The 26,983-nt window shown below is 42.4% G+C and carries 16 protein-coding genes; 9 read left to right on the forward strand and 7 right to left on the reverse strand.

Annotation, left to right across the window (positions count from 1 at the left end):
- The first annotated feature begins 8 nt into the window (after nt 1–8).
- The 4 genes from D7Z94_RS07950 to D7Z94_RS07965 all read left to right on the forward strand — a co-directional run bounded on the left by D7Z94_RS07950 (nt 9) and on the right by D7Z94_RS07965 (nt 8,992).
- The gene (locus D7Z94_RS07950; protein WP_245967158.1) at nt 9–4,235 is read left to right on the forward strand and encodes a hybrid sensor histidine kinase/response regulator transcription factor; all 4,227 of its coding nucleotides are present in this window, start codon (nt 9–11) and stop codon (nt 4,233–4,235) included.
- A 10-nt stretch (nt 4,236–4,245) separates the two neighbouring features.
- Nucleotides 4,246–6,057: an arylsulfatase gene (locus tag D7Z94_RS07955; RefSeq protein WP_120711044.1), complete on the forward strand. Its 1,812-nt coding sequence runs from the start codon at nt 4,246–4,248 to the stop codon at nt 6,055–6,057.
- Nucleotides 6,058–6,062: 5 nt separating this feature from the next.
- Nucleotides 6,063–7,556 carry a sulfatase-like hydrolase/transferase gene (locus tag D7Z94_RS07960; protein WP_120711980.1) on the forward strand — a complete coding sequence of 498 codons (1,494 nt, stop codon included), beginning with the start codon at nt 6,063–6,065 and terminating at the stop codon, nt 7,554–7,556.
- A 107-nt stretch (nt 7,557–7,663) separates the two neighbouring features.
- Nucleotides 7,664–8,992: a Gfo/Idh/MocA family protein gene (locus D7Z94_RS07965; protein WP_120711045.1), complete on the forward strand. Its 1,329-nt coding sequence runs from the start codon at nt 7,664–7,666 to the stop codon at nt 8,990–8,992.
- 13 nt (nt 8,993–9,005) lie between these two features.
- On the opposite strand, the gene D7Z94_RS07970 is transcribed toward D7Z94_RS07965, so the two are convergent.
- Nucleotides 9,006–9,869, reverse strand: a complete 864-nt coding sequence (locus D7Z94_RS07970) for an AraC family transcriptional regulator (protein ID WP_120711981.1) — start codon at nt 9,867–9,869, stop codon at nt 9,006–9,008.
- 233 nt (nt 9,870–10,102) lie between these two features.
- On the opposite strand from D7Z94_RS07970, the gene D7Z94_RS07975 reads away from it, so the two are divergent.
- From D7Z94_RS07975 to D7Z94_RS07995, 5 genes are all read left to right on the forward strand, one after another.
- On the forward strand, nt 10,103–13,345 hold the full coding sequence (locus D7Z94_RS07975) for a DUF1553 domain-containing protein (protein ID WP_120711982.1): 3,243 nt from the start codon (nt 10,103–10,105) through the stop codon (nt 13,343–13,345).
- Between the two features lie 15 nt (nt 13,346–13,360).
- Nucleotides 13,361–14,866, forward strand: coding sequence for a DUF1501 domain-containing protein (locus tag D7Z94_RS07980; protein ID WP_120711046.1), 1,506 nt, complete (start codon nt 13,361–13,363; stop codon nt 14,864–14,866).
- A gap of 43 nt (nt 14,867–14,909) precedes the next feature.
- The gene (locus tag D7Z94_RS07985) at nt 14,910–16,016 is read left to right on the forward strand and encodes a twin-arginine translocation signal domain-containing protein (protein ID WP_120711047.1); all 1,107 of its coding nucleotides are present in this window, start codon (nt 14,910–14,912) and stop codon (nt 16,014–16,016) included.
- A gap of 208 nt (nt 16,017–16,224) precedes the next feature.
- Nucleotides 16,225–17,793 (forward strand): sulfatase family protein, encoded by a 1,569-nt coding sequence (locus D7Z94_RS07990; protein ID WP_245967159.1) that lies wholly within the window; start codon nt 16,225–16,227, stop codon nt 17,791–17,793.
- Nucleotides 17,774–19,474 (forward strand): sulfatase-like hydrolase/transferase, encoded by a 1,701-nt coding sequence (locus D7Z94_RS07995; protein ID WP_120711049.1) that lies wholly within the window; start codon nt 17,774–17,776, stop codon nt 19,472–19,474. The genes D7Z94_RS07990 and D7Z94_RS07995 overlap by 20 nt, the downstream gene beginning before the upstream one ends.
- 41 nt (nt 19,475–19,515) lie before the next feature.
- On the opposite strand, the gene D7Z94_RS08000 is transcribed toward D7Z94_RS07995, so the two are convergent.
- The 6 genes from D7Z94_RS08000 to D7Z94_RS08025 are packed head-to-tail and all read right to left on the reverse strand — an operon-like array spanning nt 19,516 to nt 26,978.
- A complete protein-coding gene (locus tag D7Z94_RS08000) occupies nt 19,516–20,895 on the reverse strand; it encodes a glycoside hydrolase family 28 protein (RefSeq protein ID WP_120711050.1) in 1,380 nt (459 codons plus the stop codon).
- Nucleotides 20,896–20,905: 10 nt separating this feature from the next.
- Nucleotides 20,906–22,420: a sulfatase-like hydrolase/transferase gene (locus tag D7Z94_RS08005; protein WP_120711051.1), complete on the reverse strand. Its 1,515-nt coding sequence runs from the start codon at nt 22,418–22,420 to the stop codon at nt 20,906–20,908.
- On the reverse strand, nt 22,417–23,742 hold the full coding sequence (fucP, locus tag D7Z94_RS08010) for an L-fucose:H+ symporter permease (protein WP_120711052.1): 1,326 nt from the start codon (nt 23,740–23,742) through the stop codon (nt 22,417–22,419). The genes D7Z94_RS08005 and fucP overlap by 4 nt, the downstream gene beginning before the upstream one ends.
- 60 nt (nt 23,743–23,802) lie before the next feature.
- Entirely contained in the window at nt 23,803–24,594 is a 792-nt protein-coding gene (locus D7Z94_RS08015; RefSeq protein WP_120711053.1) for an SDR family oxidoreductase, read from the reverse strand.
- 6 nt (nt 24,595–24,600) lie between these two features.
- Nucleotides 24,601–25,431, reverse strand: a complete 831-nt coding sequence (locus tag D7Z94_RS08020; RefSeq protein WP_120711054.1) for an amidohydrolase family protein — start codon at nt 25,429–25,431, stop codon at nt 24,601–24,603.
- 2 nt (nt 25,432–25,433) lie between these two features.
- A complete protein-coding gene (locus D7Z94_RS08025; RefSeq protein ID WP_120711055.1) occupies nt 25,434–26,978 on the reverse strand; it encodes an alpha-L-fucosidase in 1,545 nt (514 codons plus the stop codon).
- Nucleotides 26,979–26,983: the final 5 nt, after the last annotated feature.

Here is a 26,983-nt window from a genome sequence, read left to right on the forward strand (position 1 = left end):
ATATGAAAATGATTTCCTTCACTTATTTTTTGCGAACCATTTGTTTTGTTGGCATCCTTTCCATGACAAATGTTGGTAAGGGGTTGTCGCAAAGTGAGGTTTCTTTTGACCATATAACCACCAATGAAGGGCTTTCCCAAAATGATATCAATTGTGTTTTTCAAGACAAACATGGCTTTATGTGGTTTGGAACACATGATGGCTTGAATAAGTTTGATGGTTATGATTTTACGGTTTATAACCCCGATACAAGTAATGAAGGAAGTATTAATAGCAATCTCATATACAATATTGTTGGGGATAGGAACAGTAACCTCTGGATTGGCACTACGGGTCGTGGGCTTAATTTTTTCGATAGATCTACCGAATCTTTTCAAGCATTTACCCATGAGGAAGGCAATGTAGAAAGCTTGAGCAATGATCATATATCCGACTTGTTCATGGATCATAGGGATAGGCTGTGGATTGGAACGAACAGTGGACTCAACATGTTGGATTTAAACAAAGGTCTCGATTCCGTGGTATTTCAAAAATATCATTTGGAATATGCTTCATACCTCACGGGCTGGGATGGAAAATTGATATATGATGTTTTTGAGGACAATAGAAATCAGTTATATGTTGGGGGCGTAGGTGGTTTGTACAAGATGTCCAGGGACGAGAATGGGGATATTTATTTTCGATCTTTGAATGAAGCTTTAGGGCTGCCCGAGGTCATTGTGAGCTGCATCGTGCAAGATAAGTTCGGAAGGCTCGTGGTAGGTACGGAAAATGGCCTTTTTATACAGGAAGGAGGGCATGACTTTGCCAAGGTACGCAAGCTAGCTGAAGGAAATTACAATACACTTCTCATTGACAACCAAGGAAACATATGGGGAGGCACCTATAACGGACTTCTTTATTTTGAGAATACTTCAGGAAATAAACCACCCGACCTTTTGGACAAGTTTATGTACGATCCCTTGGATGAAAATAGTATAAGCAAAAATATCATTAAATCCCTGTTTTTGGACCGTAGTGGTATTATTTGGGTAGGTACCAATGGAGGTGGCATCAACAAGTTTGACCCTGAACGAAAACAGTTTTTGCATGTCCGAAAGACCTTGGATTCCAAAAGCCTCAGTTATGATAAGATCAGGGCCATGTTTGAGGATAGTCGTGGGACATTGTGGATTGGTACCGAAGGTGGGGGACTCAATATGTTGACCTCTGCGGAAAATAATCGATCCTATGACAACTTCAAGATTTTTCAATCCGTATCCAAACCCTTTGCGCTAGAAGAGATCGGGACAAAGGACAATAGAACATTACTAATCGGGGTCGAAGGCACTCCAGGGCTTTACCAACTTAATATTGATGATCCTGATAAAATTCAGGACAGTGATATTCATCCTTTTCCAGATGTGGCTCAAAGCGTCTTTACCCTTCTAAAGGACAGTGATGGTATTTTATGGGTTGGCACCTATGGAGGTGGTCTTCAACGATGGACACCTAAGGGGAATGATTTTGAAAAGGATATTTTCAGTCACAATACAGCAAATTCAGATGGTATTTCAAGCGATATCATTCGCAATGTTTTCGAGGATAGCAAAGGTAATATCTGGATTGCTACAGGGAATGGATTGTGCAGATTGAATCGCTCCGAAAAGACCAAAATAAGGCCTCGTTTTGATGTTTTTAAGAATATACCGGGAAACCCGAGAAGCCTTAGCCATGATTATATTTTGGCCATATATGAGAGTAGTAAGGGAAACCTATGGATAGGAACTTTTGGAGGTGGGCTGAACAAATTTATTCCTTCGCATGACGGTGGCCCAGAGACCTTTATTTCCTATTCGGAATCAGACGGATTGCCTAACAATGTTATTAAAGGTATTTTGGAAGATGAAAATGGTAATCTTTGGCTATCTACAAACCAAGGTTTATCCAGATTCGATCCCAACAAAAAGGTTTTTACCAACTATGATGTAAACGATGGTTTGCAGAGCAATGAGTTTCAGGAATTGGCCTGCTTAAAGAGAGCTGATGGGGAAATGCTTTTTGGTGGTGTAAATGGTTTCAATTCCTTTTATCCTGATGATATTCAAGAAAATAAGTCCATGGCAGAAACGGTCATCACTGATTTTTTGATATCCAATAGATCTGTCCGGGTGGGTCAGAAAATCAATGGTAGACCTATTTTGAAAAAGACCATTGCCCTCTCGGATGAAATTCGCCTGAAGTACAAGGAAAATAGTTTCTCCTTCGAATTTGCCGCACTTCATTATGCGGCTCCCCGAAAAAATAAATTTGCCTACATGTTGGAAGGTTTTGATGAAGACTGGATAAAGACGTCTTCAAATAAACGCTTCGCTACCTATACAAATCTCGAACCGGGACTATATACGTTAAAAGTAAAGGCCTCAAATAACGATGGCCTCTGGGACCCTACTCCAACTGAAATGAAAATTAGGATAGTTCCACCTTTTTGGCGTACACATGTGGCCTATGGTATTTATGGTTTGCTCGCCCTAGGTCTGCTTTGGCTTTTCTGGAGATACACATTTATACGCACCACGGAAAAACACCAGTTGCAACTGGAACACATGGAAAAGGAGCAATACGAGGAACTACAAAGAGTTAAGCTGGAGTTTTTCACTAACATTTCCCATGAGTTCCGTACCCCGCTCACTCTGATAAAGGGTCCTTTGGAATATTTGCAAAAAAGTGGAAATAATTTGGCACAAAAAGCAGTTCAAGAGCAGTATACGCTTATGCACAAAAACACGAATTATCTGCTCCGTTTGGTAAACCAGCTATTGGATTTTAGAAAAATCAATCAAGGTAAAATGCGATTGGTAGTACGAAACACGGATATCATTGCTTTTATAAAGGAAGTTATTGAACCCTTTCAGTTTTTGGCACTCAAAAAAATGATTCATCTGGAAATTGAGAGTTCCCATAAAAACCTTTTGTCTTGGTTTGACCATGAGGCCTTGGAAAAAATAATCAATAATTTATTATCCAATGCTTTTAAGTTTACTCCGGAAAATGGCAATATCAAAATTGGTATCGGACTAGAGAACTTTCAACGATTGGATTACGTCTCTATACGTATTAAGGATTCAGGTGCGGGAATAGAAAAGGACAAGTTGGAAGAAATTTTTAGACGTTTTTATGTTGAAAAGGAAGGTAAAAAAGTAAACCCTGAAGGGATGGGCATCGGACTTTCATTTACCAAGGATTTGGTAGAATTGCATCAAGGCCGCATTAACGTTACCAGCGAACCCGGCGGAGGAACTGAATTTACCATTCTATTGCCTGCTAAAAAAGAATCCTATCTTAATATAGACGAGATTACCTGCAAGGAGGCCTCGGAGAACGACTTTTTGGTACGTTCTTCTGTAACCGAATCCTTTGCTATTGGTATAAACGACGAGCTGGTAGATGAAAGTTTATCAAAGTCTAGATCAAAATTGCCGGTGTTGCTTATTGTGGATGATAACCCTGACATAAGGTCTTTCATAGGAAAATCACTGGAAAGTCAATATACGATTTGTGAAGCCGAAAATGGAAAACAGGGATTGGAGCTTGCCAACAAAGTAGTGCCCAACGTTATTTTGAGCGATGTCCTTATGCCCGTTATGGATGGTATTGAATTTTGCAATGCAGTCAAAACCCAGGAAGAAACCAGTCACATTCCGATAATAATGCTTACGGCCAAATCATCAGAAGAGAGTAAGTTGGAAGGCCTTAAAACCGGAGCGGACGATTACTTGACGAAACCCTTCAATATGGAACTATTGAAGCTAAAGCTTGCTAATATAGTAAAGCAAAGGAACGAACTTCGCAAACGATTCAATAGGGATATTGCCATACAGCCTAGTGAGGTTACCGTAACTTCCACCGATGAAAAATTCCTGAACCAAGCCATAGAAATTGTCGAGAAGCATATGATGAATACCGATTTCAATGTTGAGATGATGGTAAAGGAAATGGGATTGAGCCGCAGTAACCTCTATTTAAAATTCAAGGAATTAACGGGGTTATCTTCAAGTGAATTCATCAGAAACGTTCGTCTTAAAAGGGCGGTACAGCTTTTTGAGAACAGTGATCTTTCGGTTAAGGAAATTATGTATATGACCGGCTTTAATACGGCCTCCTATTTTTCCAAATGTTTCAAAAAACAGTTTGGGGTAATTCCCAGCGAGTACGTATCAAAAATGAAAAATACAAATGAAGCAGCGGGCCTTTAACAATAACACAATGAAACATCTCAACACTTTCACCAACCTTCTATTTTTTTTCTTTTTGCTTATAGGAACAGGATGTAAGGAAAATGCATCGGTGTCCGAACCCTTGGCCCCAAGGCCTAACGTAATACTCATTGTAACGGATGATCAAGGGTATGGCGATTTAGGATATCATGGCAATCCCTACACAAAAACGCCACATTTAGATCAATTCGCTTCCAAATCCTTGGAACTGACCAATTTTCACGTAGGTACCACATGTGCCCCGACCAGGGCAGGTATTATGACAGGTCGTAACGCCAATCGCAACAATGCCTGGCATACCATTGCGGGGTGCTCTATTTTATTGGAAACCGAAGAGACGATCGCCGAAGTTTTTACCGAAAATGGATATGACACCGCTATGTTCGGGAAATGGCATTTAGGAGATAACTATCCCTTTCGCCCACATGACAAGGGGTTCGGGCATGCCATTTATCATGGAGGTGGGGGAGTGGGACAAACACCTGACTATTGGAACAATGATTATTTTGACGATACCTATTTCCGAAATGGAGTACCCCAAAAGTTTGATGGCTATTGTACGGATGTATGGTTCGATGAGGCAATGGATTTTTTACAAGTACGCGATGTTGACAACCCCTTCTTTATGTACTTGGCTCCGAATGCCGCTCACGGTCCTTTTAATGTTCCGGAGAAATATGCCAAAATGTACGAAGAGGCCGATTTGACCGAAAAGCAAAAACGCTTTTACGGGATGGTATCCAATATCGACGAGAACTTTGGAAGATTGGTCGCCTATCTAAAGGAAAAGAAACTTTTCGACAATACTATCTTGATTTTTACCACGGACAACGGTACCGCTTTGGGGATATCCCGAACGGCCGATGATAAAATGCTGGGTTACAATTCTGGTCTTAGGGGAATTAAGGGTAGCCATTACGATGGAGGACATAAAGTACCTTTTTTTATAAGCTGGCCCAATGGGAATGTCCTAAAGGAAACGAGCTCCAATGAATTGGTATCCCATGTGGACTTGCTACCAACTTTGACCGATTTGACAGGCATTCCATATACGTCTAAAAATCCATTGGACGGTACCAGTATGGCAAAAATCATGACCGGAGAAGAACAAGCCAAGGATCGGATGTTGGTAGTGGATACCCAGCGTAACCAGAGACCCCTAAAGGGTAGGAATCCTTGTGTTATGTCCACGAAATGGCGTTTGGTAAATGGTGTTGAACTTTACAATATTGAAGATGATCCAGGTCAGCAAACCGATATTGCCGGGGAATATCCTGATGTGGTTTCCAAAATGCAGGCGTTTTATGACGAATGGTGGTCAAGTGTGGAACCGGATATAAAATATGCAGAAATTCCCTTGGGTACCTCAGAAGCAAATCCGGTGCTGATTACCATACACGATATGCATACCGTTGATGGACTCCCTTGGAACCAGGTTCAAATTCGTAAGGGTGAACTTTCCCCTAACGGATTCTACAACATAAAAGTAATGGAAGACGGGGATTACCAATTTCAATTGCATCGTTATCCATCAGAATCGGATCTGTCATTAAATGCGGCTGCAAAAGAAATTCCCGGGACACCCTTTAGGGATGGATTACCGGAAGGAAAAAATATATTTCCTTCAAAAGCTATAGTAGAGTTAGGGGATATGGTTCTGCAAGCGGATGTGGACGACAACAAGCCATTTGCAATTGTAAAGGGAAAATTGAAAAAAGGAAGTTATAAATTGAAAAGTAATTTTACTAATGCCCAAGGTAGTGTTATCCCGTCCTACTATACACAAATTGAAAAATTGTAATGTCCATGAGAAAACTACTGATCTTAATTCCATGTCTATTAATTTTTGCTTGCAAGACCGAAAAAAAGGAAGAACCGGCCAAGCCCAATATCGTTTTCATTTTTGCTGATGATATGACATATTCGGCTTTACATGCTTTGGGGAATGATGAAATAGAGACCCCTAATTTGGATCATTTAGTGAGGAACGGTACAAGTTTTACCCATGCCTTTAATATGGGTGGATGGAATGGTGCCATTTGCGTAGCATCCCGTTCCATGATCATTTCCGGGCGAAGTATTTGGGATGCACAGAAAATGGCGACAAGTTGGTCTCAGGGCAAGGAAATGGAAAAGACATGGGGGCGTTTGATGGAAAAATCCGGTTACGAAACATATATGACGGGAAAGTGGCATGTAAAGGCCCCGGCCGATAGTGTTTTTCAGAATGTAGTACACGTTCGCCCTGGAATGCCCCGTGATTCCTGGAGTCATCAGGGTACCATTCCTATAATAAATGAAATGCTTGGTAATGGAGCTTCTGAATCTGAAATTCGGTCTATAGGCTATAACAGACCTTTGAATGAAAATGATACGTTATGGACTCCAACCGATAAAAAATATGGGGGCTTTTGGCAAGGAGGAAAGCATTGGAGCGAAGTTCTCAAAGATGATGCGTTGGGCTTTTTAAATAAAGCGGGAAAGAGTGACAAGCCGTTTTTTATGTATCTCGCCTTTAATGCACCTCATGATCCCAGACAGGCTCCTCAGGAATATTTGGACAAATATCCCTTGGAAAATATCAGTGTACCCAAAAGCTTTCTGCCCGAATACCCCTTCAAGGATGGTATAGGCAATGGTCCCGATCTTCGAGACGAGGCACTGGCACCTTTTCCCAGAACAGAATATGCCGTAAAAAAGCACATCCAGGAGTATTATGCCCTTATTACCCATTTGGACGATCAAATCGGACAGATTTTGGAAGGTTTGGAAGCCACGGGAAAAGGAGATAACACCTATGTCGTATTTACCGCCGACCATGGTTTATCCGTCGGCCGGCATGGTCTTTTGGGCAAGCAATCCCAATTTGATCATAGTGTCCGGGCTCCTTTTATGATTATGGGCCCCGATATCCCTAAAAATAAAAAGGTAGAAACCGATATCTATCTGCAAGATGCCATGGCTACAAGCTTAGATTTGGCGGGAATTGAAAAACCACAATACGTCTTTTTTAATAGTGTCTTGCCCTTGCTCGGTGAAACGAAGGAAAATCAGTATCCATCCATCTATGGGAGCTATGTAGATACCCAAAGGATGATTCGGAAAGAGGGCTTTAAGTTAATGGTCTACCCGAAGTTGAACAAAGTGTTGTTGTTCGATTTGCAGAACGATCCAGAGGAGATGAACGATATATCGGAGAACGAGGAACATAAAGAAAAAGTGAATGAATTGTTTCAAGAATTGTTAGAATTACAGAAAGAGATGAAGGATACCTTGGACCTGTCCCATATTCGGGCATAACCCCATTTAATCTGCGGGTTGAAAAGCAAATTCTTTTATGGTTTTTGTAGTAAGATTTTTTACAAATACGTACCTTTAGTCTAAACAAACAACCTATACGATTACCCATGCAAAAATCAAATTCTTCTTCCAAAAAGAGTCAAAAATCCGACCATCAAATTTCCCGTAGAAAATTTATCTCAAGAACCACGCTTGCCGCAGGGGCTGTTAGTATTATTCCGCGTCATGTTCTAGGTAGGGGATTCATTGCTCCAAGTGATAAAATAAACCTAGGATTCATAGGTTTGGGAAAACAGACTATGGGTCTGGCGCGTGTTTTTTTAGAAAACACTAAAGATGCCCAAATAGTTGCCGGTTCTGATGTATGGACCACTAAAAATGATTGGTTCAAAGGTTATGTGGAACAAATGTATGCTGAGAAAAGACAACAGACCGGCTATAAAGGAGTCAGAACTACCGGGTATTATAAGGAAATTCTGGACAGGAAGGATGTAGATGCGGTTATCATTGCAACTCCGGATCATTGGCATGCCATTCAAGCGATTGACGCAATGAATGCAGGCAAGGATATTTTCTGTGAAAAACCAATGACTCAACGCATCAGGGAAGGAATTGATATGGTGGAAACGGCTCGTAGCACGGAAAGAATTGTACAGGTAGGTAGTATGCAACGTTCTTGGGAAAAATTCAGGAGGGCCTGTGAACTCGTGAGAAATGGTTACGTAGGGGAGATTTCAAAAGTCTTGGTGAATGTTGGCGACCCGGCCATTCCCTTTAATATGGAAACCGAACCTACCCCTAAGGAGGTAGATTGGAACGCATGGTGCGGTCCTGCTCCATTATTGCCCTATAATCACCGACTGTCCCCACCGACCAGTGATCCTTTCTTCCCGGATTGGCGAAAGTTCGAGGAAACGGGTGGTGGAATTTTGACCGATTGGGGTGCTCATATGTTCGATATTGCCCAATGGGGCTTGGGTATGGACCATACCGGTCCGGTACGTTATATTCCTCCTAAGGACAGGTCTGCCGTCCGGGGAATGCGCATGTTCTACGAAAACGGTGTTGAAATGGTCCATGAGGATTTTGAGAAAGGATGGGGTGTTCGCTTTATTGGAAGTGAAGGTACTCTGGATGTAAGCAGAAGCTATTTGGAGACCGATCCCAAGAAGATTCTTACTGCGGAACTCAAAGATTCCGATACCCGACTCTATAATTCCAACGAGAATCACTATCAAGATTGGCTGGATGCCATTAAAAATCGTACCCAACCCATCTGCGATGTCGAGACCGGCCATCGCTCGGCGACCATAGGTAATATATGCAATATTGGTTATGATTTGGGGCGCACATTGGAATGGGATCCCGTGGAGCAACATTTTAAAGGTGATGCGGAAGCAAATGCCTTAATGAATCGTGTAAGCAGGGAGTTTTAATCTGCGATAAGGACTAGATTAAAGAACGTTCCCGACGGAATTCCGCAGGTGTTTTTCCAGTGGTTTTTTTAAAGATTCGCGTAAAATAGGGCGTATTGCCCCAACCTGTCTTTTCTGCAATTTCCTTAATGGAGTTTTTTGTCGTCAACAACAAGGTCTCGGCACGTTCAACCCTTTTGGTTTGTAGATATCGACTGGGACGTATCCCATATTTTTGTTGGAATACCCTCGAAAAATGGTCCGCGCTTAAATGGCAAAAAGCGGCTAGATCAGCGACCCCCAGATCTTCGTGTAAATGCTCCCCTATATAACTGAGAACATCATTAAAATTGTTTTTAGCATTGATTCTGGTCCTATTGGCATTGCGAATAAACCGCGAGAATAGAAGTAGTAATAAGGCCTGTGTTTCTATAAATGCCGGGGTAGAGAGGTTTTCGTTCATTTTCTCAAAACGGGATAACGACTCCCGGTTATCATAGACCTTGGGATTGTCGTCCTTTAAGGAGCGATCCGGATTGAGTTCCAACAGTCTTTTGAAATAATGGATATCCATTTCCGTGGCCTTGGATTCGTAAATGAAGTGTTTTAGGTTGTAAACGGATAGGCCGTTGCCTACCTCTTCCAAAAAACTAATATAGTACTGTTCATGATAGGTATCGCAATGGTAACGGCTATAAGTAAAGCTGGGTACCAAATACAAATAACCTGCCTTAAAATCAAATTCTTGATAGCTATGATAAATCTTAGCCGTACCCTTGGTAATCAAGTAAAGGCGCGAAAAAGGACTGATTACATTGTCATAGTCCCAAGAGGTATCCAGTTGGGCATACCCAATATTGAGTAACGTCAATTTTAAGGATTGCAAGGTTTTCTGCATTTTTTGGACCATAGGTATTATCGGATTTGATACATTACTAAGTTACATCTTTTTAATCATCGTACTGCCATAAATGCCTATGAGATATGTTAAAACAAAGGATTGTGCTATGTGCTTCAGTGATTTCATAAAATAATAATAAGTCGGAAAAGTATAACCCATAGCCTGATTTGTACAAGAATAGATAGCGTTGAAGTACTAATTTTGATGGTTAGGTAACTGAGCAAATGAAAATGATAAGGATAAGGAATGCGGTTTTGTTTTTGGGAGGTATATTTCTTTCCGCTTGTGGTGGCCCGGATTTACCGGAATCGGTGGAATTGGCCTATGAAGGACTCCCTGAAAAAATTGACTTTAACCAACATGTAAAACCCATTCTATCGGACAAATGCTATTTCTGCCATGGGCCCGATAAGACAAAAGCAAAGGCCGGGCTACAATTGCATCTGCCGCAACTGGCTTATGCTGAATCCGAAAACACCCCTGGAACCTTTTCCATTAAACCGGGAAGTCCTGGCAAAAGCGAAGTTGTAAACCGCATTCTTTCGGATGACCCGGAACTAGTAATGCCACAACCGGAATCCCATCTCATATTGACGGATTATGAAAAGGCAATGTTGATTCGATGGATAGAGGAAGGTGCCGAATACAAAGATCATTGGGCCTTTATTCCCCCGAAAAAACCTGAAGTTCAGGCTCTTAAGGAAGAGCAGCACATTGAAAACCCGATCGATAATTTTGTACAGTATAGACTGCGGCAGGAAGGATTGCAACCCATGGAAAAGGCCGACAAGGAAACCCTGTTGCGCAGGGCCACATTTGACCTTACCGGATTACCGCCTTCCCTTGAAGAAATTAATGCCTTTTTAGAGGATGATTCCCCCTCAGCTTATGAAAAGGTCATAGATAGGCTGTTGAACTCCCCTCATTATGGAGAACAGATGGCCTTGGATTGGATGGATCTGGCCCGTTATGCGGATACGCATGGATATACGGTAGATCGTTATCGCGATGTATCCATTTGGCGCGATTGGGTAATCAAAGCCTTTAACGAGAATATGGCCTATGATCAATTTCTGGAATGGCAATTGGCAGGTGACATGATGCCCAATGCATCCAAGGAACAGATTTTGGCTACGACCTTCAATCGATTGCATCCACAGAATTTGGAAGGTGGCATCGTGGATGAGGAATTCCGTTCGGAATATGTTTCGGATAGGACCAATGTCCTGGGCGAAGGCCTTATGGGGCTTACTATGGCCTGTGCCAAGTGTCATGATCATAAATATGATCCCATTACCCAGAAGGACTATTTTGAAATGTACAGTTTCTTCAATAATGTCAACGAATCAGGCCAAATTCCATGGGACTGGTCCATGCCCGTTCCCACTTTGATGCTTCCTACCCAAGAGCAAGAAGAATTTTTGTCCTATGTTGATGACCTCATAAAAGGGAAGGAGAAAGACATTGAAAACACAATTGCAAATGAAGACAATGCCACGGAAAAGTGGATAACTTCCGAAGGCTATAAAAAAATCAACACCCAAAGTACTCCGGAAGAGCTTATTGCCAAAATCGATTTTACAAAAGGGCAATTACATAATAGGTTAAACCCATCCCAGAAAGGTACGATGAAGCGACAGTACGCCCCAAAACAAGTGGCGAATATTGTTGAAGGCACGTCCGGGAAAGGATTGAAATTGGATGGGGATGCCTGGTTAGATATGGACAGAATCGGAATCTTTCAACGGCATCAACCTTTTAGCATTGGTATTGCGATCAACATTCCGGAAGATTTGGAGAACGGGGTTATTCTTCACAAGAATCATGGTACCAGGCTACATAGTTATCGAGGGTATCATTTGGCCCTAAAGGAGAATAAGTTGGAAGCGATGTTAGCGCATGTATGGCCGGATAATGCCATAGTGGAATTGAGTTTACAAGAAGTTCCAAAGAATACGTGGGTACAATTAACGATGACGTATGATGGTTCCAGCACTTCCGATGGCCTTAAGATTTTTATGGATGGTACGGAGCTGAAAACCGAAATCGAGGTAGATAATTTATATAAGGATATCATCTTCAATGCTTATGAGGATTTTATTTATAACAAGCCGATAGAGCCCGGCCTACAGATTGGTGCCCGTTGGAGGGGCAAGGGTATAGGTGGAGCCATAGTGGATGATATTTTAGTTTTTGACAAGGAACTGACCCAAGTTGAGGTATTGCAAATTTCCAATCGGGATGCACTGACAGCATTGCTTTCAAAATCGTCCGATCAGCTTTCCCAAGAAGAGAAGGCGCATTTGGAGCAATATCACCTTGCCAATCATTCCAGAACATATCGAAACTCCCTTAAGGAACTCGAAAAGACCAGAAAGATATATGTGGACAGTGTAGATCGCGTACAGGAAATTATGGTGATGAAGGAGATGGATCAACCACGGGAAACCTTCGTCCTGGAACGAGGCCAATACGACGCCTATGGGGAGCAAGTATACCCCGGCACGCCTGAAAAAATATTCCCCTATCCAGATAGTCTCCCCAAAAACCGATTGGGACTGGCCAAATGGGTGACCCATGAAGAGAACCCCCTGACCGCCCGTGTTGCGGTAAACCGATATTGGCAAAATATGTTTGGCACAGGAATCGTAAAGACTGCTGAGGATTTTGGGAATCAAGGAGAATTGCCGAGCCATCCGGAACTATTGGACTGGCTCGCCATGCAATTCGTACAATCGGGTTGGGATGTAAAATCCCTGCATAAATTGATGGTCATGTCCCATACCTATCAACAGTCCTCATTGACCCGAGCGGAATTGAAGGGTAGGGACGGCGATAATCGTTTATTGGCTCGGGGGCCATCAAAACGATTGACCGGTGAAATGTTGCGGAATAATGCCTTGGCCGCTTCAGGATTGCTCAATAGGACAATTGGCGGTAAAAGTGTTAAGCCCTATCAGCCTAAAGGACTTTGGAAAATAAACGGGGCAAGCTATGAGGAAGATAAAGGCGAAAAATTGTACCGAAAAAGCATGTATACGATTTGGAAACGGTCTGTACCCCATCCGACGTTAGCCACTTTTGACGCACCAGAACGTTCCATATGTACGGTACGCAGACAAGAGACCAATACACCCTTACAGGCACTTGTACTCCTCAATGACCCTACCTATGTGGAAGCTGCTAGGGTACTAGGAAAGAACATAGCGGAACACGAAACGGTCCAGAAGGGAATATCCACAGTTTTTAGACAATTGACCGGAAGAGAAATAAGGCAGGATGAATTGAAGTTATTGTCGGACCTACAAAAGGACGAACTTGAAAACTTCAAACATAATCCGCCCAAAACAGATGGATGGTTGAATACCGGAGAATTTCGTATCGATTCAACCGATGATGCCGCCTTGGTAGCGGCCAATGCCGTGGTGGCCAGTACAATCATGAACTTGGATGCCACGATTACAAAAAGATAAAAACAGACCAAAGTTATGTGTCACCGTCACGACATTTTAAAATCGAACAATAAGGATCTACAACAAGTAGAACAGCAATGGGATAGAAGGAATTTTTTGACCAAGACCTCCCTGGGCCTGGGAGCCCTGGCTTTGGGTTCCCTATTAAATACCGAAAAGGCCTTTGGCGCAATGGCAGGTTCCGATCAGAAAGGTACCAACCTCTTCAATAGAAATGGATTGGGACTTCCCCATCATTTGCCCAAAGCCAAACGCATCGTCTACCTTTTCCAGAGTGGTGGACCTTCCCAATTGGATATGTTCGATTACAAACCCAAATTAAGGGACATGTTCGGGAAGGACTTACCGGATTCCGTACGACAGGGACAACGCCTTACGGCGATGAGTGCCGAACAGACTACTTTTCCGATTGCACCATCGATCATGGATTTTCAACAGTACGGGGAATCACGGGCTTGGGTGAGTGAATTGATGCCGCATACCGCTGAAGTGGTCGATGATCTATGCTTTATAAAATCCATGCAGACGGATGCTATTAATCATGATCCTGCCATTACTTTTCTCCAGACGGGAAGTCAATTGCCCGGCAGGCCGTCCATAGGAGCTTGGTTGAGTTATGGGCTTGGATCGGACAACGATAACCTTCCCACCTTTATTACTTTGATTACCAAAGGCATGGGTGGTCAGCCTTTGTATTCACGCCTATGGGGTAACGGTTTTTTACCAACGGAACATCAAGGGGTACAATTCCGATCGGGCAAAGATCCTGTATTGTATTTAAGCGACCCCAAAAACTATGATGGCAATGACCGAAGGAAAATGTTGGATTACTTGGGAAAACTTAACGAACTGCAACATGATGCCTATGGTGATCCTGAGATAATGGCCCGAATGACACAATATGAAATGGCCTTTCGGATGCAAACATCGGTGCCGGAAGTAACGGATATTTCTGATGAACCGGATTACATTTTTGATATGTACGGGGAAGATAGTAGGGATCCGGGTACTTATGCCGCCAATTGTCTTATGGCCCGGAAGTTATTAGAAAAAGATGTAAAGTTTGTACAATTGTATCACCAGGGATGGGATCAGCATATTGGTTGTCCTGGTGGAGTCCGTAATCAATGTAAACTCACTGATCAGGCCAATGCCGCTTTGATAAAAGATTTAAAGCAGCGGGGAATGCTGGAGGATACCCTTGTAATCTGGGGCGGCGAGTTTGGACGTACTGTTTATTCCCAAGGACAGCTCACCAACGAAAACTATGGACGAGACCATCACCCGAAGGCATTTACCATGTGGATGGCGGGTGCTGGGGTAAAACCCGGATTCACCTATGGGGAAACGGACGATTTTAGTTACAACGTGGTAAAAGATCCGGTACATGTTCATGACTTTCATGCGACATTGATGCACCTTTTCGGTATTGACCATGAAAGGTTGACCTTTAAACACCAAGGTAGGCGTTACCGCCTCACCGATGTACACGGCCACGTGGTGAAGGATTTATTAGCTTAAAGAAGTATCCTATCAACAACCTAAACCAAACAATGACCCAATAATGGAAAGTAGAAGAGATTTCTTGAAAAAAACCACGATGGCAGGTACGGCTATGGCCACCCTTCCTTCTTTTGCATTTGGAATCGTAAAAAATAGATTGCCGGAAGATGAGATAATCGGACATGGGGATTTTAGATACAAGGTCCAAAAGGATTGGGCTAAAATGACGGTAGGTCACAACCCCATTCTCAATTGCCATGAAATGCAAATGGATAGCAAGGGCCGATTGATTATGTTGGGAGATCATACGGACAATAATGTTCTGGTCTTTGATAAATCGGGAAAGCTTTTGGATTATTGGGGTACTAGATACCCTGGAGGTCACGGATTGACCCTTCATGATGAAGGGGGAGAGGACATGCTTTACATTGTGGATTGTGGATGGTTTCAAGACAGGTCCGGAAAGTGGACCAAACAGTCCGGTATGGTAAGTAAGACCACAGTGGACGGCAGACTATTGTTTATGTTACCGGATCCGCGCACTATTGGGGTGTATTCAAAAGATCAGGATTACCTTCCCACAGAAACGGCAATAGGTCCCAACGGGGACATCTATGTTACGGATGGCTATGGCTCCGATTATATATTACAATTCAACGCCAAGGGGGAGTTTATTAGAAAATGGGGTGGCCATGACCATGAGGACGAAAATTTGAACTTGAGAAATGCCCATGGTGTAACCGTGGATTATCGCAATAAGGAAAATCCGGTTTTGATTGTTACTTCCAGAGCTACCAACAGTTTTAAGTTTTTTACTTTGAACGGCCAATACATTAAGACAGTGGAGTTGCCGGGAGCATTTATTTGTAGACCGGTTATGGATGATTCCAACATCTACTCTGGTGTATGTTGGTCCCAGACCCGGGAAGGAAAGGATTATGTGAGGGATACCGGTTTTGTTACTATTCTGGATAAGGACAATAAAGTGGTCTCCAATCCTGGTGGGGAAGCGCCCCAATACAAAAATGGCAAGTTGCAGAAAATGTATCAATCAAAGACCCCAATTTTTAATCATGGGCATGATGTGTGTGTAGATGAGGACAAAAATGTATACGTTTGCCAGTGGAATGCACACCATACACCTCCAATAAAACTGGAGCGGGTCTAATTTTTTGATCATTTGTCATAGATTATTGTTCACCACTTCCGTGAAACTCTTTAGTATTCCCTATTTTTAAAGGGTAAAATATATCCAAATGTCACTTTTTTTTAGAAGTCGGTCTTTCCCCATTTATATTCTTTTTTCAATCTTGATTTTGGCATGTAATACCAAAGAAACACTAGAAACTCAAAATCGGCCCAATATAATTTTCATTATGTCCGACGACCATACCACACAGGCATTGGGAGTCTACGGAAGTCGATTGGCCGGTTTGGATCCTACGCCCAATCTGGACAGGATTGCGAAAGAAGGGTTGATTTTTGATAACTGTTTTGTGAACAATTCTATTTGTGTACCCAGTAGAGCAGCTATTATTACAGGGCAAAGGGCACAGACCAATGGTGTAATCGACCTCGAAGGGCATATAGATCCAGAAAGACAATATTTGCCCAAAGAGATGAAAGAATTGGGATATCATACGGCGATAGTAGGTAAATGGCATTTGAAAAAAGAACCTGAGGCCTTTGATTTTTATCAGGTATTGCCTTCCCAAGGAAAATATTTCGATCCGGAGTTTCGTGTCCGTGGAGATAAGCCTTGGCCGGAAAATATAGTCCAGAGCAAAGGACATTCGTCGGATAAGATCATGGATATTACCTTGGATTATTTAAAGAACCAACGGGATCCCGATAAACCGTTTTTTCTGATGCACCATTTTAAGGCGCCTCACGACGACTTTGAATACGCCCCCAGATATGAGGACTATTTGGCGGATACTTTTATTCCCGAGCCTGAAAGCCTGTACGACAATGAAAATAACGGTTCCATAGCTACCAGAGGAATGAGGGATTCCTTGACCCGGATTATAGGTTCTTCAGTTTCGCACAGGAACCTGATTCGGAACCAGGCCATGAACATTTACTGGAATGATAGCACGATCTACACAAAATATAGGGATGCCAAGGATATTGAATCCCATGAGTTTGTAAAGTGGGATATGGATCCAGCTGAAAGGGAATATACGAGTAAAGTATACCAGGATTACCTAAAGAAATATTTGCGCTGTGTTAAAGGTGTCGATGATAACATACAACGATTAATTGACTATTTGGAGGAAGAAGGCCTATTGGAAAACACAATTATTGTCTATACCGGAGATCAAGGTTTTATGTTGGGCGAGCATGATTATATCGATAAAAGATGGATGTATGATGAATCCATGCGCATGCCCTTTTTTGTTCGTTATCCAAAATCCATTAACGGCGGAACAAGAACCGATGCCATTATCAACAATACGGATTTTGCACCGACCCTCATAGAGTTGGCCGGTGGTGCAACGCCCGACTATATGCAAGGAAATAGTTTTAAATCCATTTTGGAAACAGGGGAGGAGCCGGAAGATTGGCAAAAGGCCACCTATTATCGGTATTGGATGCACTTGGCCCACAAACATCAGAATCCGGCCCATTTTGGTATACGTACGAAGGATTACAAATTGATTTTCTTTTATGGGAAATATTGGGTGGACACGGATGACCCCGATGCCACTTGGAACAAAAAGAGTTGGGGAAATGATTTTGCAAACCACACACCGGTGGCCTGGGAGTTTTATGATCTAAAAAAGGATCCCAAAGAGATGAACAACGCTTATGGCAATCCGGAATACGCTGATATTATTTCAGATCTTAAGCTACAACTGGCAAGGATGCGGAAGGACTTAAACGAAACTGATAAAAACTATCCACATATTCAAAAGGTAGTCGATGCGCATTGGGAGGATTAAACACTTTAGAAGCCGTTTAGGCCTTATTTTTAGTATTGTCTTTTTCAGTGCCATTGGGATATTTACCACATTCGGTCAAGAAAAGCCAAATTTTGTTTTTATTCTAACGGATGACCAATCCTATGGCTATATGGGCTGTACAGATAATCCAATTGTAAAAACACCCCATTTGGATGCCCTTGCTAAAGAGGGAGTACTATTTACCAATGCCCATATTACAAGTGCAATCTGTACACCAAGTCGCGCCAGCATTCTAACAAGTCAATTTGAGCGAAAACACGGCATCAATTTCAATTCCGGCACCAGTATGGCTGAAGAAGCCTGGGAGCAAACCTACCCCATGGTTATGCGCCAGAATGGCTACTACACAGGTTGGATCGGGAAAAACCATGTACCTGTTGGTGAGGGTGGTTATGATAGTGGTATTATGGAGAGTAGTTTTGACTACTGGTATGCCGGGCATGGTCATTTAGGTTTCTATCCAAAGGAACGTCACGAGATTTTTGATGGGGCCAAATCAGAAACCCAGGTGGAAGTTGTCGGTGAAGGAGTATATGATTTTTTATCCAACGAAGAAAAACTTGAAGGCGCCTTGAGGTTTGTTGAAAAAAGACCGGAAAACCAACCTTTTATGCTATCGGTCTGTTTTAATCTTCCACATAGCGCAGGGACCTCCAGTATGGAAATGAGAGAGACGGACGACACCATGTACAAATCCTTATATCGCGATATGGAGATGCCACTTCCGAATCATTATGTGGCCAAAAAAGATATTGAGACTCCAAAACTTCCTCCCACTATACACAAGGCCGAGGATCGGCAAACTTCTTATGCATTTGTGGATACCCCCACTGAGACCAAAGAGCGATACGTACGACAACTACAAGCCATGACGGGAATCGACCGTCTTGTAGGACGATTACGTAAAACGCTAAAGGAGCAGAACTTGGACAAGAATACGATTATTGTGTTTACCTCAGACCATGGTCTTTTTATGGGACAATTCGGCTTGGGGGGTAAGGCTTTGTGTTATGAAGTAACCACACATGTTCCCCTGATTATTTATGATCCTACCTCAAAAAAATCTGCAAGGGGGAAAAAATCGGAAGCACTGGTGCAGAGTATCGATATAGCACCGACATTACTTTCCATGGCCGGTATTTCCGCTCCAACTAGCTATCAGGGAAGAGATTTGACCAATATACTCTCAGGAACGGAAGCTTCTGTTAGGAGCTATCTATATACGGAAAACCTTTGGTCCACGCACTTCGGCAATCCCAGATGCGAGTCAGTTCAAAACAAGGAATGGAAATATATCCGTTACTATAAGAACGAGAACCTTTCGGCCCGTAAAATAATAAAGACGGCCAAGGAAATGGATATAACACCGGCCGGTATGCTTTATAAGGTACATGATTCGGATATAGCCATTTATCGCGATTATGTAGAGGGGCCTTTACAAGGAGAAGCTACAGTATACGAAGAGTTATTTAACTTAAGGGCGGATCCCGATGAGACCACCAATTTGGCCAATGACGCCCTATATGTCACAAAGCTTGTTGAGATGCGGACCGTGTGGAAAAAGGAAATTCAGTATGCCAGGGGCAAAGGTTTCCCTAAGGTGGTACGATATACTGCCGATAGCGAAGTGGAAAGAAGTTCTGGGATTGAACCAAAATAGTGTATAGCCCAACCACCGGGATATGTTCAAACTCTTGGAACCTAAAAAGTAATGGGACTTCCATTTACTTTAATATTATCAATTGTGGCTCTTAAAACATCATCAAGGACCACTGGTTTACGTGCATCCTTGGTCACAGTTTTTATACTAATGTTGTCCAAGGTAAGGCCATCGACATGTCTTGCGTAGATTCCTGAAGCGGGCAAGGTACCGACCAGACTGAATTCGGGCCACCAACCGTTGAGCACTTCTTGGGTATATTCGTTCAAGTCTGTTTTTTTTGCGTCTTTCTTGGTACCCCCTCCTGATACCGTAAACTGAACATCTCTAATGGTAACATCCTCAATATAATGTCCTGGAAAACCGGTCAGGAAAAAAGCAGAATTCTTATCCAGTTTTGAATTGTCCACAACGATGTTGCTAAAAATAAAATTATGCATGCTTTGCAAAGGCTCAAGTTCGCCTTCAGGTGTTTCCACCGAAGCCCTTTGCTGTGTAAACGTCATAAAAATGGGTCTAGGTACATTTTCCATGACCAGGTTGGAGAAAACCATATTTTTCATTTCACCTCCTTCGTTCTGTTGTATCTTCAGTCCTGAATCGTCAATGTCCTTAAAGGTACAATTGGTTACGGTAACCGACTCAATATTGCCCCTGGAGAGTAGTCCTATCCGCATTCCTCCCCATTTTGTGCTAAAATGACAATTACTCACGGTGATGTTCTTGCAAGGTTTATCCGGTCGGGAAGCCTGTAGGCAGATACTATCATCACTATTGTCAAAGTTGCTGTTGGTTACCCGGACATTGGTACATCCATCAAAATCCAAACCGTCACCGTTGTTATTAACTCTGCTGATAATGGTTATACCGCTAACACTAATATTGTTACAATACAGCCATGCAGAAGTCCAAGCGGCCGGATTGAGAAGGGTGATATCATTAAGATGAATGTCCTCACAATTCAAGAACCGAATAAGCATGGGACGACCTTCACTAAAATTCTTACGATAGCCATTGCCATCAATTTTCCCGTAACCTTCAATGGCTATGGACTTGGCATCTTTAGCAAAAATGAGACAACGGTTCATGTGAGGTTCGTTTTTATACATGTTTTTGTAAGTATCCGTTGAATAATCATCGTAATTAGGACTCCCTAATAAAACAGTGCCATTAGCCACATGGAGCGTTACATTATCCTTCAGGTAAATGGTGCCTGTCATATAAGTACCGCCTCCTTTCAACAAAACCTTTCCTCCTCCATTTCGTGTACATTCATTTATAGCGGTTTGAATGGCTACGGTATTCAAGGTAATTCCATCACCGATAGCTCCATAATCCGAAATATCATAGGTTTGCCCGGGGAGCGATTTTGAGACTAATGAGAGACTTAAAATCAAAAGATGGATGAAATATGGTTTCATACGATTGCGTTTAAAAGTTTGCCCAGAACTTATCCTCCCACTGCAGTCCCTTTTTTCTATGTGTTATTAAGCGCTGTCTCAAATCTTCCAATGTCCTGGCATAGCCATTTTCTTTGCTGAGGTCTGTGGTTTCATAAGGATCGTTTTGAATATCGAACAATTGAGTATAGCGCCTGCCCTGTACCACATATTCTATCAACTTAAAACGTTCGTTGCGTAAAGCTCTTTGGGTATGGGTGTACCCAAAATAAAGCTCTTTCCTGATTGGAACGGCGAGGGAATCCTGTATTGATTTCACTAAACTTTTCCCTCTTACAGAATTAGGAACTTCCGTTCCGCTAAGTTCACAGATGGTCGGGAAAATATCAAAAGTATAGCACAAAGTCTCTCGTCTTTCATTTTTGGGAATTCCAGCACCGTTAAAAACTAAAGGAACATGTATGCCGCCATCATCATACAGGTTTTGTTTTCCAAAAAGACCTTGGCTACCCATCCCCAAACCACTATCTGAGGCAAAAATAATAATGGTATTATCCCGTATACCCTTTCGTTCCAATGTTTGCAGTATTTTGCCAATTTGATCATCCATATGGGTAATAATGGCATAATAGTCGGCTAACTGCTTTTTAGTATCAAGCTCCGTTCTGGGGTAGGGTGCCAATTTTTCGTCCCGGATATATAGATCCCCATTATCGAAGGGATGCATCTGTTTGAAATTCAGAGGGAGTTTTATTTTCTCTATGGGATACATTTCATGATATTTAACCGGAGCGTTACGGGTATCATGTGGTGCGTGAAATGGGAGATATAGTAAAAAAGGGTCTTTTTTATCATATCCCTCCAAGAAATCTATAGCCGCCTTGGCAAAAATTTCACTGGAATGTGGCCCGATATGATGCAAATTCTCATCGGGATTTAACTTAATATCATGTTTTTTTCCATCAACGAAATACAAATGCTCCCTACCATAGGCCCCATCCTCCCTAAAGTCCTGATAAGGCATTCTAAAATGAGGGATATAATATCCGTTGGAAAGTCCGTACAGTTTGGCGCCCGCCTTAAAACCCCGCATGGAGGCTTCCGGACCATTATGCGATTTTCCTGTAATAAAAGTGAAGTAACCTGAATTCCCTAGAACGGTAGGCAAGGAAATCATGCTTGCTGGGAAGTAATGCCCGTTGCCATCAGGTAGATCAAATACTCCTCTCCCCGTCAATAATTGTGCACGACTGGGAGCACAAACCGCACCGGAATTGGCCCCTTGGATATAGGCATTGGTAAAGGTGGTGCCGCCGTTGATCAGGGCATCGATGTTAGGGGTTTTTACTTGACCGTTACCCAAAGCCCCGATGGCGTCATAGCGATGATCGTCCGTAAAAATGATAAGAATATTGGGTTTCTCCCTGTTGTTCGGTTGAAACGCTTGTATATTCTGGGAAAAAGCCAAACAAAACAGAAAACCATAAAAACGATACCATAGGCCTATTTTGTTCTTCAAACCAAATTCCCGTAAAGTTTTCATCATCTTTCTTGATGGTAGATTTTATAGGTCCTGTGGCCATAGATGGCTACTACTAAAAGGCATAGCAACGAAAGCACAAAAGAAAAACGCATTTCGCTTACTCCTAAAAAAGAAACGTCTTCATAACCAACCCCTCCAAAGTCTAGCATGTACCCTTGAAGATAAGGTAACAAGGCTCCGCCAACAATGGCCATGACCAAAAACGCCGCTCCAAACTTGGCGTCTTCGCCCTGACCCTCAAGGGCAATCCCATAGATTGTGGGAAACATGATGGACATGAACAGAGATGTGGCTACTAAAGAATAAATCCCCAACATACCGGGCAGAAAGATAGCCCCGACCAGTGTGAGCATTCCGCCTATTCCGAAGAACATCAACAATTTACCGGAATCTATTTTGCTCATTAAGGCCGTACCGATCGTCCTACCCGTTAGGAAAACCACATATCCTGCCAATCCATACCAAACTGCGGATTTGGCGTCGATACCTAGGGTTTCTGCATACTGATAAACATAGGTCCAACACATGATCTGTGCACCCACATAAAATGCCTGTGCAAAAACTCCAAACGCGAATTTTGGTTGTTTCCATAACCTTTTTACGGAATCCACGAAATTGACCTTGGTTTCCTGATGCTTGTTCTGCGGCATTTTAATCACACTGATCAGCACAAAGAAGAGGGCGACCACAATTCCTAAAATGACATAGGGATTTCGGATAATTTCAAGGTCGGAAGTTCTAATGACCGCTTTGGCACTTTCCGATAAGGTATCAAAAATAGGAGTTCCATCGGCATTGGTATCGTCGGACTGCAGGGCACCTAACACAAAATTTTGTGCGATAAGCAAACCTGTAATCGATCCCACAGGATTGAACATCTGGGCAAAGTTTAAACGTTGGGTCGCCGTTTCCTCCGCACCCATGGAAAGGATGTAAGGGTTTGATGTCGTTTCCAAAAAGGCCAGCCCAAAAGTCAAGATGTACAGGGCCGCTAAAAAGAAGCCATAGCTTTCCTTTGCCGCAGCGGGATAAAACAAAAGGGCACCAACGGCGTATAGGACCAAGCCCAATAACACCCCCTTTTTATAGGAAAAACGATTTACAAATAAGGCTGCGGGAATGGCCATGGTGAAATAGCCTCCGTAAAATGCCAACTGTACCAAAGATGCCTGTGTATTGCTTAGTTCCAGTACTTTTTGGAATCCCCGGACCATAGGATTGGTCATGTCATTGGCCAAGCCCCATAAGGCGAATAGGGAGGTAATCAAAATAAAAGGGATAAGTACCGATTTTGATACTACAGGAATTTTTTGGGTCGTTTTCATAATGGGTGGTTTAGTGGTTTTTGTTTGATATGTTCATTTGGTCTATGGCTTGTCTCCCTTTTATTCCGTCAACAGTGCCCGATCTAAATGTACATATCCGCCATCGACGGTAATAAATTGTCCTGTGGTATGCGATGATTTTTCAGAGATGGTAAATAAACAGAGGTCCGCAATTTCCTGTGGGGTGGTCATCCGATTTCCCAGAGGAATTTTTTTGATTATGGATTTTAATTTCTCTTCGCCATTTTCCAATGTTTTTATCCAAGAATCATAGGAAGGGGTCCAGCTTTCTGCAATAATAATGGCGTTGGAACGGATGCCTTCTTTGATCAGATCAACGGCCCACTCACGGGTCAACCCCAAAACGCCTCCTTTTGCAGCTGCGTATCCTGAAGTATTTCCCTGTCCGGTCAATGCCACCTTGGATCCGATATTTAAAATATTCCCTTTTGCCTTTTTGATATAGGGTAGACAATATTTGGTCATGGCAAAAAAACTGACCAAGTTTAATTTCAAGGAATACATAAAGTCGTCAATGGAGGCATCCAAACCGGCCCCGTCATTAACGCCAACATTATTTATCAAAGCATCAATTTGACCGTATTTATCCCCGATTGTTTTTGCAGCGCTTTCTATTTGTACTGGATCCGACAAGTCCGTTTTTACAAAAATGGAATCGATACCTCTTTCCTGCAAAGCGGACTCATAACCATAGCCTCGATCATTACGGCAAACTATAACGGGTATAGCTCCTTCATCGGCCAAAGCCTGGACTATGGTGTCACCAATACTTCCTTTGAGACCGGCAGAACCGGTAACCACTACTACTTTGTTTTTTAAGCCTAAATCCATTGATTATTACTTTAAATTATAAAACTGTATTGCGTTCAAACCCATAATGGCCGTCTGTTCGGTAAGGCTGAGTTTGGAAATGAAATCGGTCACTAATTTTTTTACTTGCTTATATGTACCCGCCACTAAGCAGACCGGCCAATCGGAACCGTACATAAGTCTTGAAGGCCCAAAGGCCTCTAGCACCAGATCCATGTAAGGCGTTATCTGCTGCGGGGTCCAGGATGCATAATCGGATTCGGTAATCATTCCTGATAATTTGCAATGGACGTTTTCGTATTTAGCAATCTCTGTCATAAGAACCGACCAACCTTCATAAAAACCATCTTTAATATACGGCTTGGCAATATGATCTATAACAAATTTTTGATGAGGGAATCGTTTTACAAATTCCAAGGCGGCACCTAGCTGGTGCGGAAAAATAAGGATATCATATACGTAATCGTATTTTTCCAAAAATGAAATACCTCGTAAAAAATCGGCCCTCAACAAAAAATTATGGTCTGGCTCTCCCTGGACGATATGCCGGAAGCCCTTGACCTTTTCATGCTGTTTGTATTCTTCAAGGTTTTCGTCGATATGGTCTCCACGTAAGTCGACCCACCCCACGATACCTTTGATAAACGAATGTTTTTCTGCTAACCACAATAGAAAATTGGTCTCTTCCAGCGTTTGATCTGCTTGTACGGCCACACAGCCATCTACACCATTTTCCTCATACGTCTTTTTTAGATCGGAAGGCAAAAAATCCCTTCGGATAGCGGACATACTTTCATCTATCCACGAATGCTTCACAGGTTCGTACTTCCAAAAATGTTGGTGTGAGTCAATAGTCATTTTTATTGGGATATGGTTACTTCGATTACTGTGGCCAATTCGTCCAATGGTTTCGAGGGTGTTTTGAGCGTCAGCCCCTTTTCCTCGTCATAGCTCCAAACGATTTTTTCGTCACTCCCCAGAACGGAGACATTTTCAATAGTAGGTACATCCAAAATGCTTTTTTTGGCGAATGATTTTAGAATAAGTTCCTTAGCTGGTTCAACAGATCCTAACACGATACCATAAATGGTATAGTCCTTTGTGGTATAGCGAATATCCTTGTTGGAATAGGTAAGCTTCATAAAGGCTTGATGGTTCTCAAAATGACCCTCCGGTTCCTTGGTCGGGCCTTCTCCAAAAGTGTACCATGCCTCTGTATCATAAATGGCCTCTCCATATTTTTTAAGCCAATCACCCATTTGTAAAAGGCCGTCTTTTTGATTATCGGGAATGGTGCCATCTGATTTTGGGGAAACGTTCAATAAAAGCACCCCATTTTTGCTTACAATATCAATAAGCATATGCAATACATCCTTGGCCGGTTTTACACCTAGATTTTCAGTATAACACCAACTGCCGTTACTTATTGTGGCATCTGTCATCCATGTTTTTGTGCCTATTTCGTTTTTTCTGGCCTGTTCCAAATCTTCTACGCTCATACTCAAGGGAAGGTCGTGCTGCTTTCGAACTACTACCACCTCTTGCTCTTTATCTTTGGCCTCATTAAGATAATAGGCCGCAAAATCCTTTCGGTATTCTTGGGGAATTTCTCCCAGTACATAGTCGAACCAGATAATATCAGGATGGTAGTTGTCTATAACTTCCTTCAATTTACCCAACCAAACTTCCTTATACCATTTTTCATGTTCCATATTTCCATACATCAATTGTAGGTCAGGGTCGTTGGAACTTGGTGGCATCCCCTCAAAATAGGGATAATGGCTTAACGATTCTTCTTTCCCCAATTCCGTACTTCGCTGTAGGTTTTTGGCATGGTGAAAGGCAGTAATGAATTTCATGTCCTTGCCCTTAATCGCTTTTTCCAATTCACCTGTAATATCGCGTTTCGGTCCGGTGTCCATAACATCCCAAGGTGTAATTTTACTGTCCCACATGGCATATCCATCGTGATGCTCAGCAACGGGGCCTGCGAATTTGGCTCCTGCATCCTTAAAAAGTTGTGCCCATGAATCTGCATCGAATTTTTCGGCTTTAAACATGGGTGCAAAATCATGATACCCGAATTCCGAAGGTTCACCGTATTTTTCTACATGATGTTTGTAGACTTCGTTGTCCTTAAAGTGCATCCAACGTGGATACCATTCGTTTTTAAATGCCGGGACCGAATATAGGCCCCAATGGAAATAGATACCTAATTTCGAATTTTTAAACCATTCGGGCGATTCGTTATGCTTCCCAAGGGAGGCCCAATCCTCAGAATATTCCTCTTTTTCGATGGCTAAGGCATCTTTTAGAGCGTTAGGGTCGGATTCTTTTTTTTCTGCACAGCCCAATACTCCGATTGCAACGAGAAAGGTAAAAATCTTGAATTTTGAACTTTTCATTTATT

Origin of the sequence: Ulvibacterium marinum (assembly GCF_003626755.1) — a bacterium.
GTDB classification, from domain to species: domain Bacteria; phylum Bacteroidota; class Bacteroidia; order Flavobacteriales; family Flavobacteriaceae; genus Ulvibacterium; species Ulvibacterium marinum.

Bases quoted from the DNA above. Each gene is read 5' to 3' on its own strand.
- D7Z94_RS07950 (WP_245967158.1), top strand. From the start codon at position 9: ATGATTTCCTTCACTTATTTTTTGCGAACCATTTGTTTTGTTGGCATC.
- D7Z94_RS07955 (WP_120711044.1), top strand. From the start codon at position 4,246: ATGAAACATCTCAACACTTTCACCAACCTTCTATTTTTTTTCTTTTTG.
- D7Z94_RS07960 (WP_120711980.1), top strand. From the start codon at position 6,063: ATGAGAAAACTACTGATCTTAATTCCATGTCTATTAATTTTTGCTTGC.
- D7Z94_RS07965 (WP_120711045.1), top strand. From the start codon at position 7,664: ATGCAAAAATCAAATTCTTCTTCCAAAAAGAGTCAAAAATCCGACCAT.
- D7Z94_RS07970 (WP_120711981.1), bottom strand. From the start codon at position 9,869: ATGCAGAAAACCTTGCAATCCTTAAAATTGACGTTACTCAATATTGGG.
- D7Z94_RS07975 (WP_120711982.1), top strand. From the start codon at position 10,103: ATGATAAGGATAAGGAATGCGGTTTTGTTTTTGGGAGGTATATTTCTT.
- D7Z94_RS07980 (WP_120711046.1), top strand. From the start codon at position 13,361: ATGTGTCACCGTCACGACATTTTAAAATCGAACAATAAGGATCTACAA.
- D7Z94_RS07985 (WP_120711047.1), top strand. From the start codon at position 14,910: ATGGAAAGTAGAAGAGATTTCTTGAAAAAAACCACGATGGCAGGTACG.
- D7Z94_RS07990 (WP_245967159.1), top strand. From the start codon at position 16,225: ATGTCCGACGACCATACCACACAGGCATTGGGAGTCTACGGAAGTCGA.
- D7Z94_RS07995 (WP_120711049.1), top strand. From the start codon at position 17,774: ATGCGCATTGGGAGGATTAAACACTTTAGAAGCCGTTTAGGCCTTATT.
- D7Z94_RS08000 (WP_120711050.1), bottom strand. From the start codon at position 20,895: ATGAAACCATATTTCATCCATCTTTTGATTTTAAGTCTCTCATTAGTC.
- D7Z94_RS08005 (WP_120711051.1), bottom strand. From the start codon at position 22,420: ATGATGAAAACTTTACGGGAATTTGGTTTGAAGAACAAAATAGGCCTA.
- fucP (WP_120711052.1), bottom strand. From the start codon at position 23,742: ATGAAAACGACCCAAAAAATTCCTGTAGTATCAAAATCGGTACTTATC.
- D7Z94_RS08015 (WP_120711053.1), bottom strand. From the start codon at position 24,594: ATGGATTTAGGCTTAAAAAACAAAGTAGTAGTGGTTACCGGTTCTGCC.
- D7Z94_RS08020 (WP_120711054.1), bottom strand. From the start codon at position 25,431: ATGACTATTGACTCACACCAACATTTTTGGAAGTACGAACCTGTGAAG.
- D7Z94_RS08025 (WP_120711055.1), bottom strand. From the start codon at position 26,978: ATGAAAAGTTCAAAATTCAAGATTTTTACCTTTCTCGTTGCAATCGGA.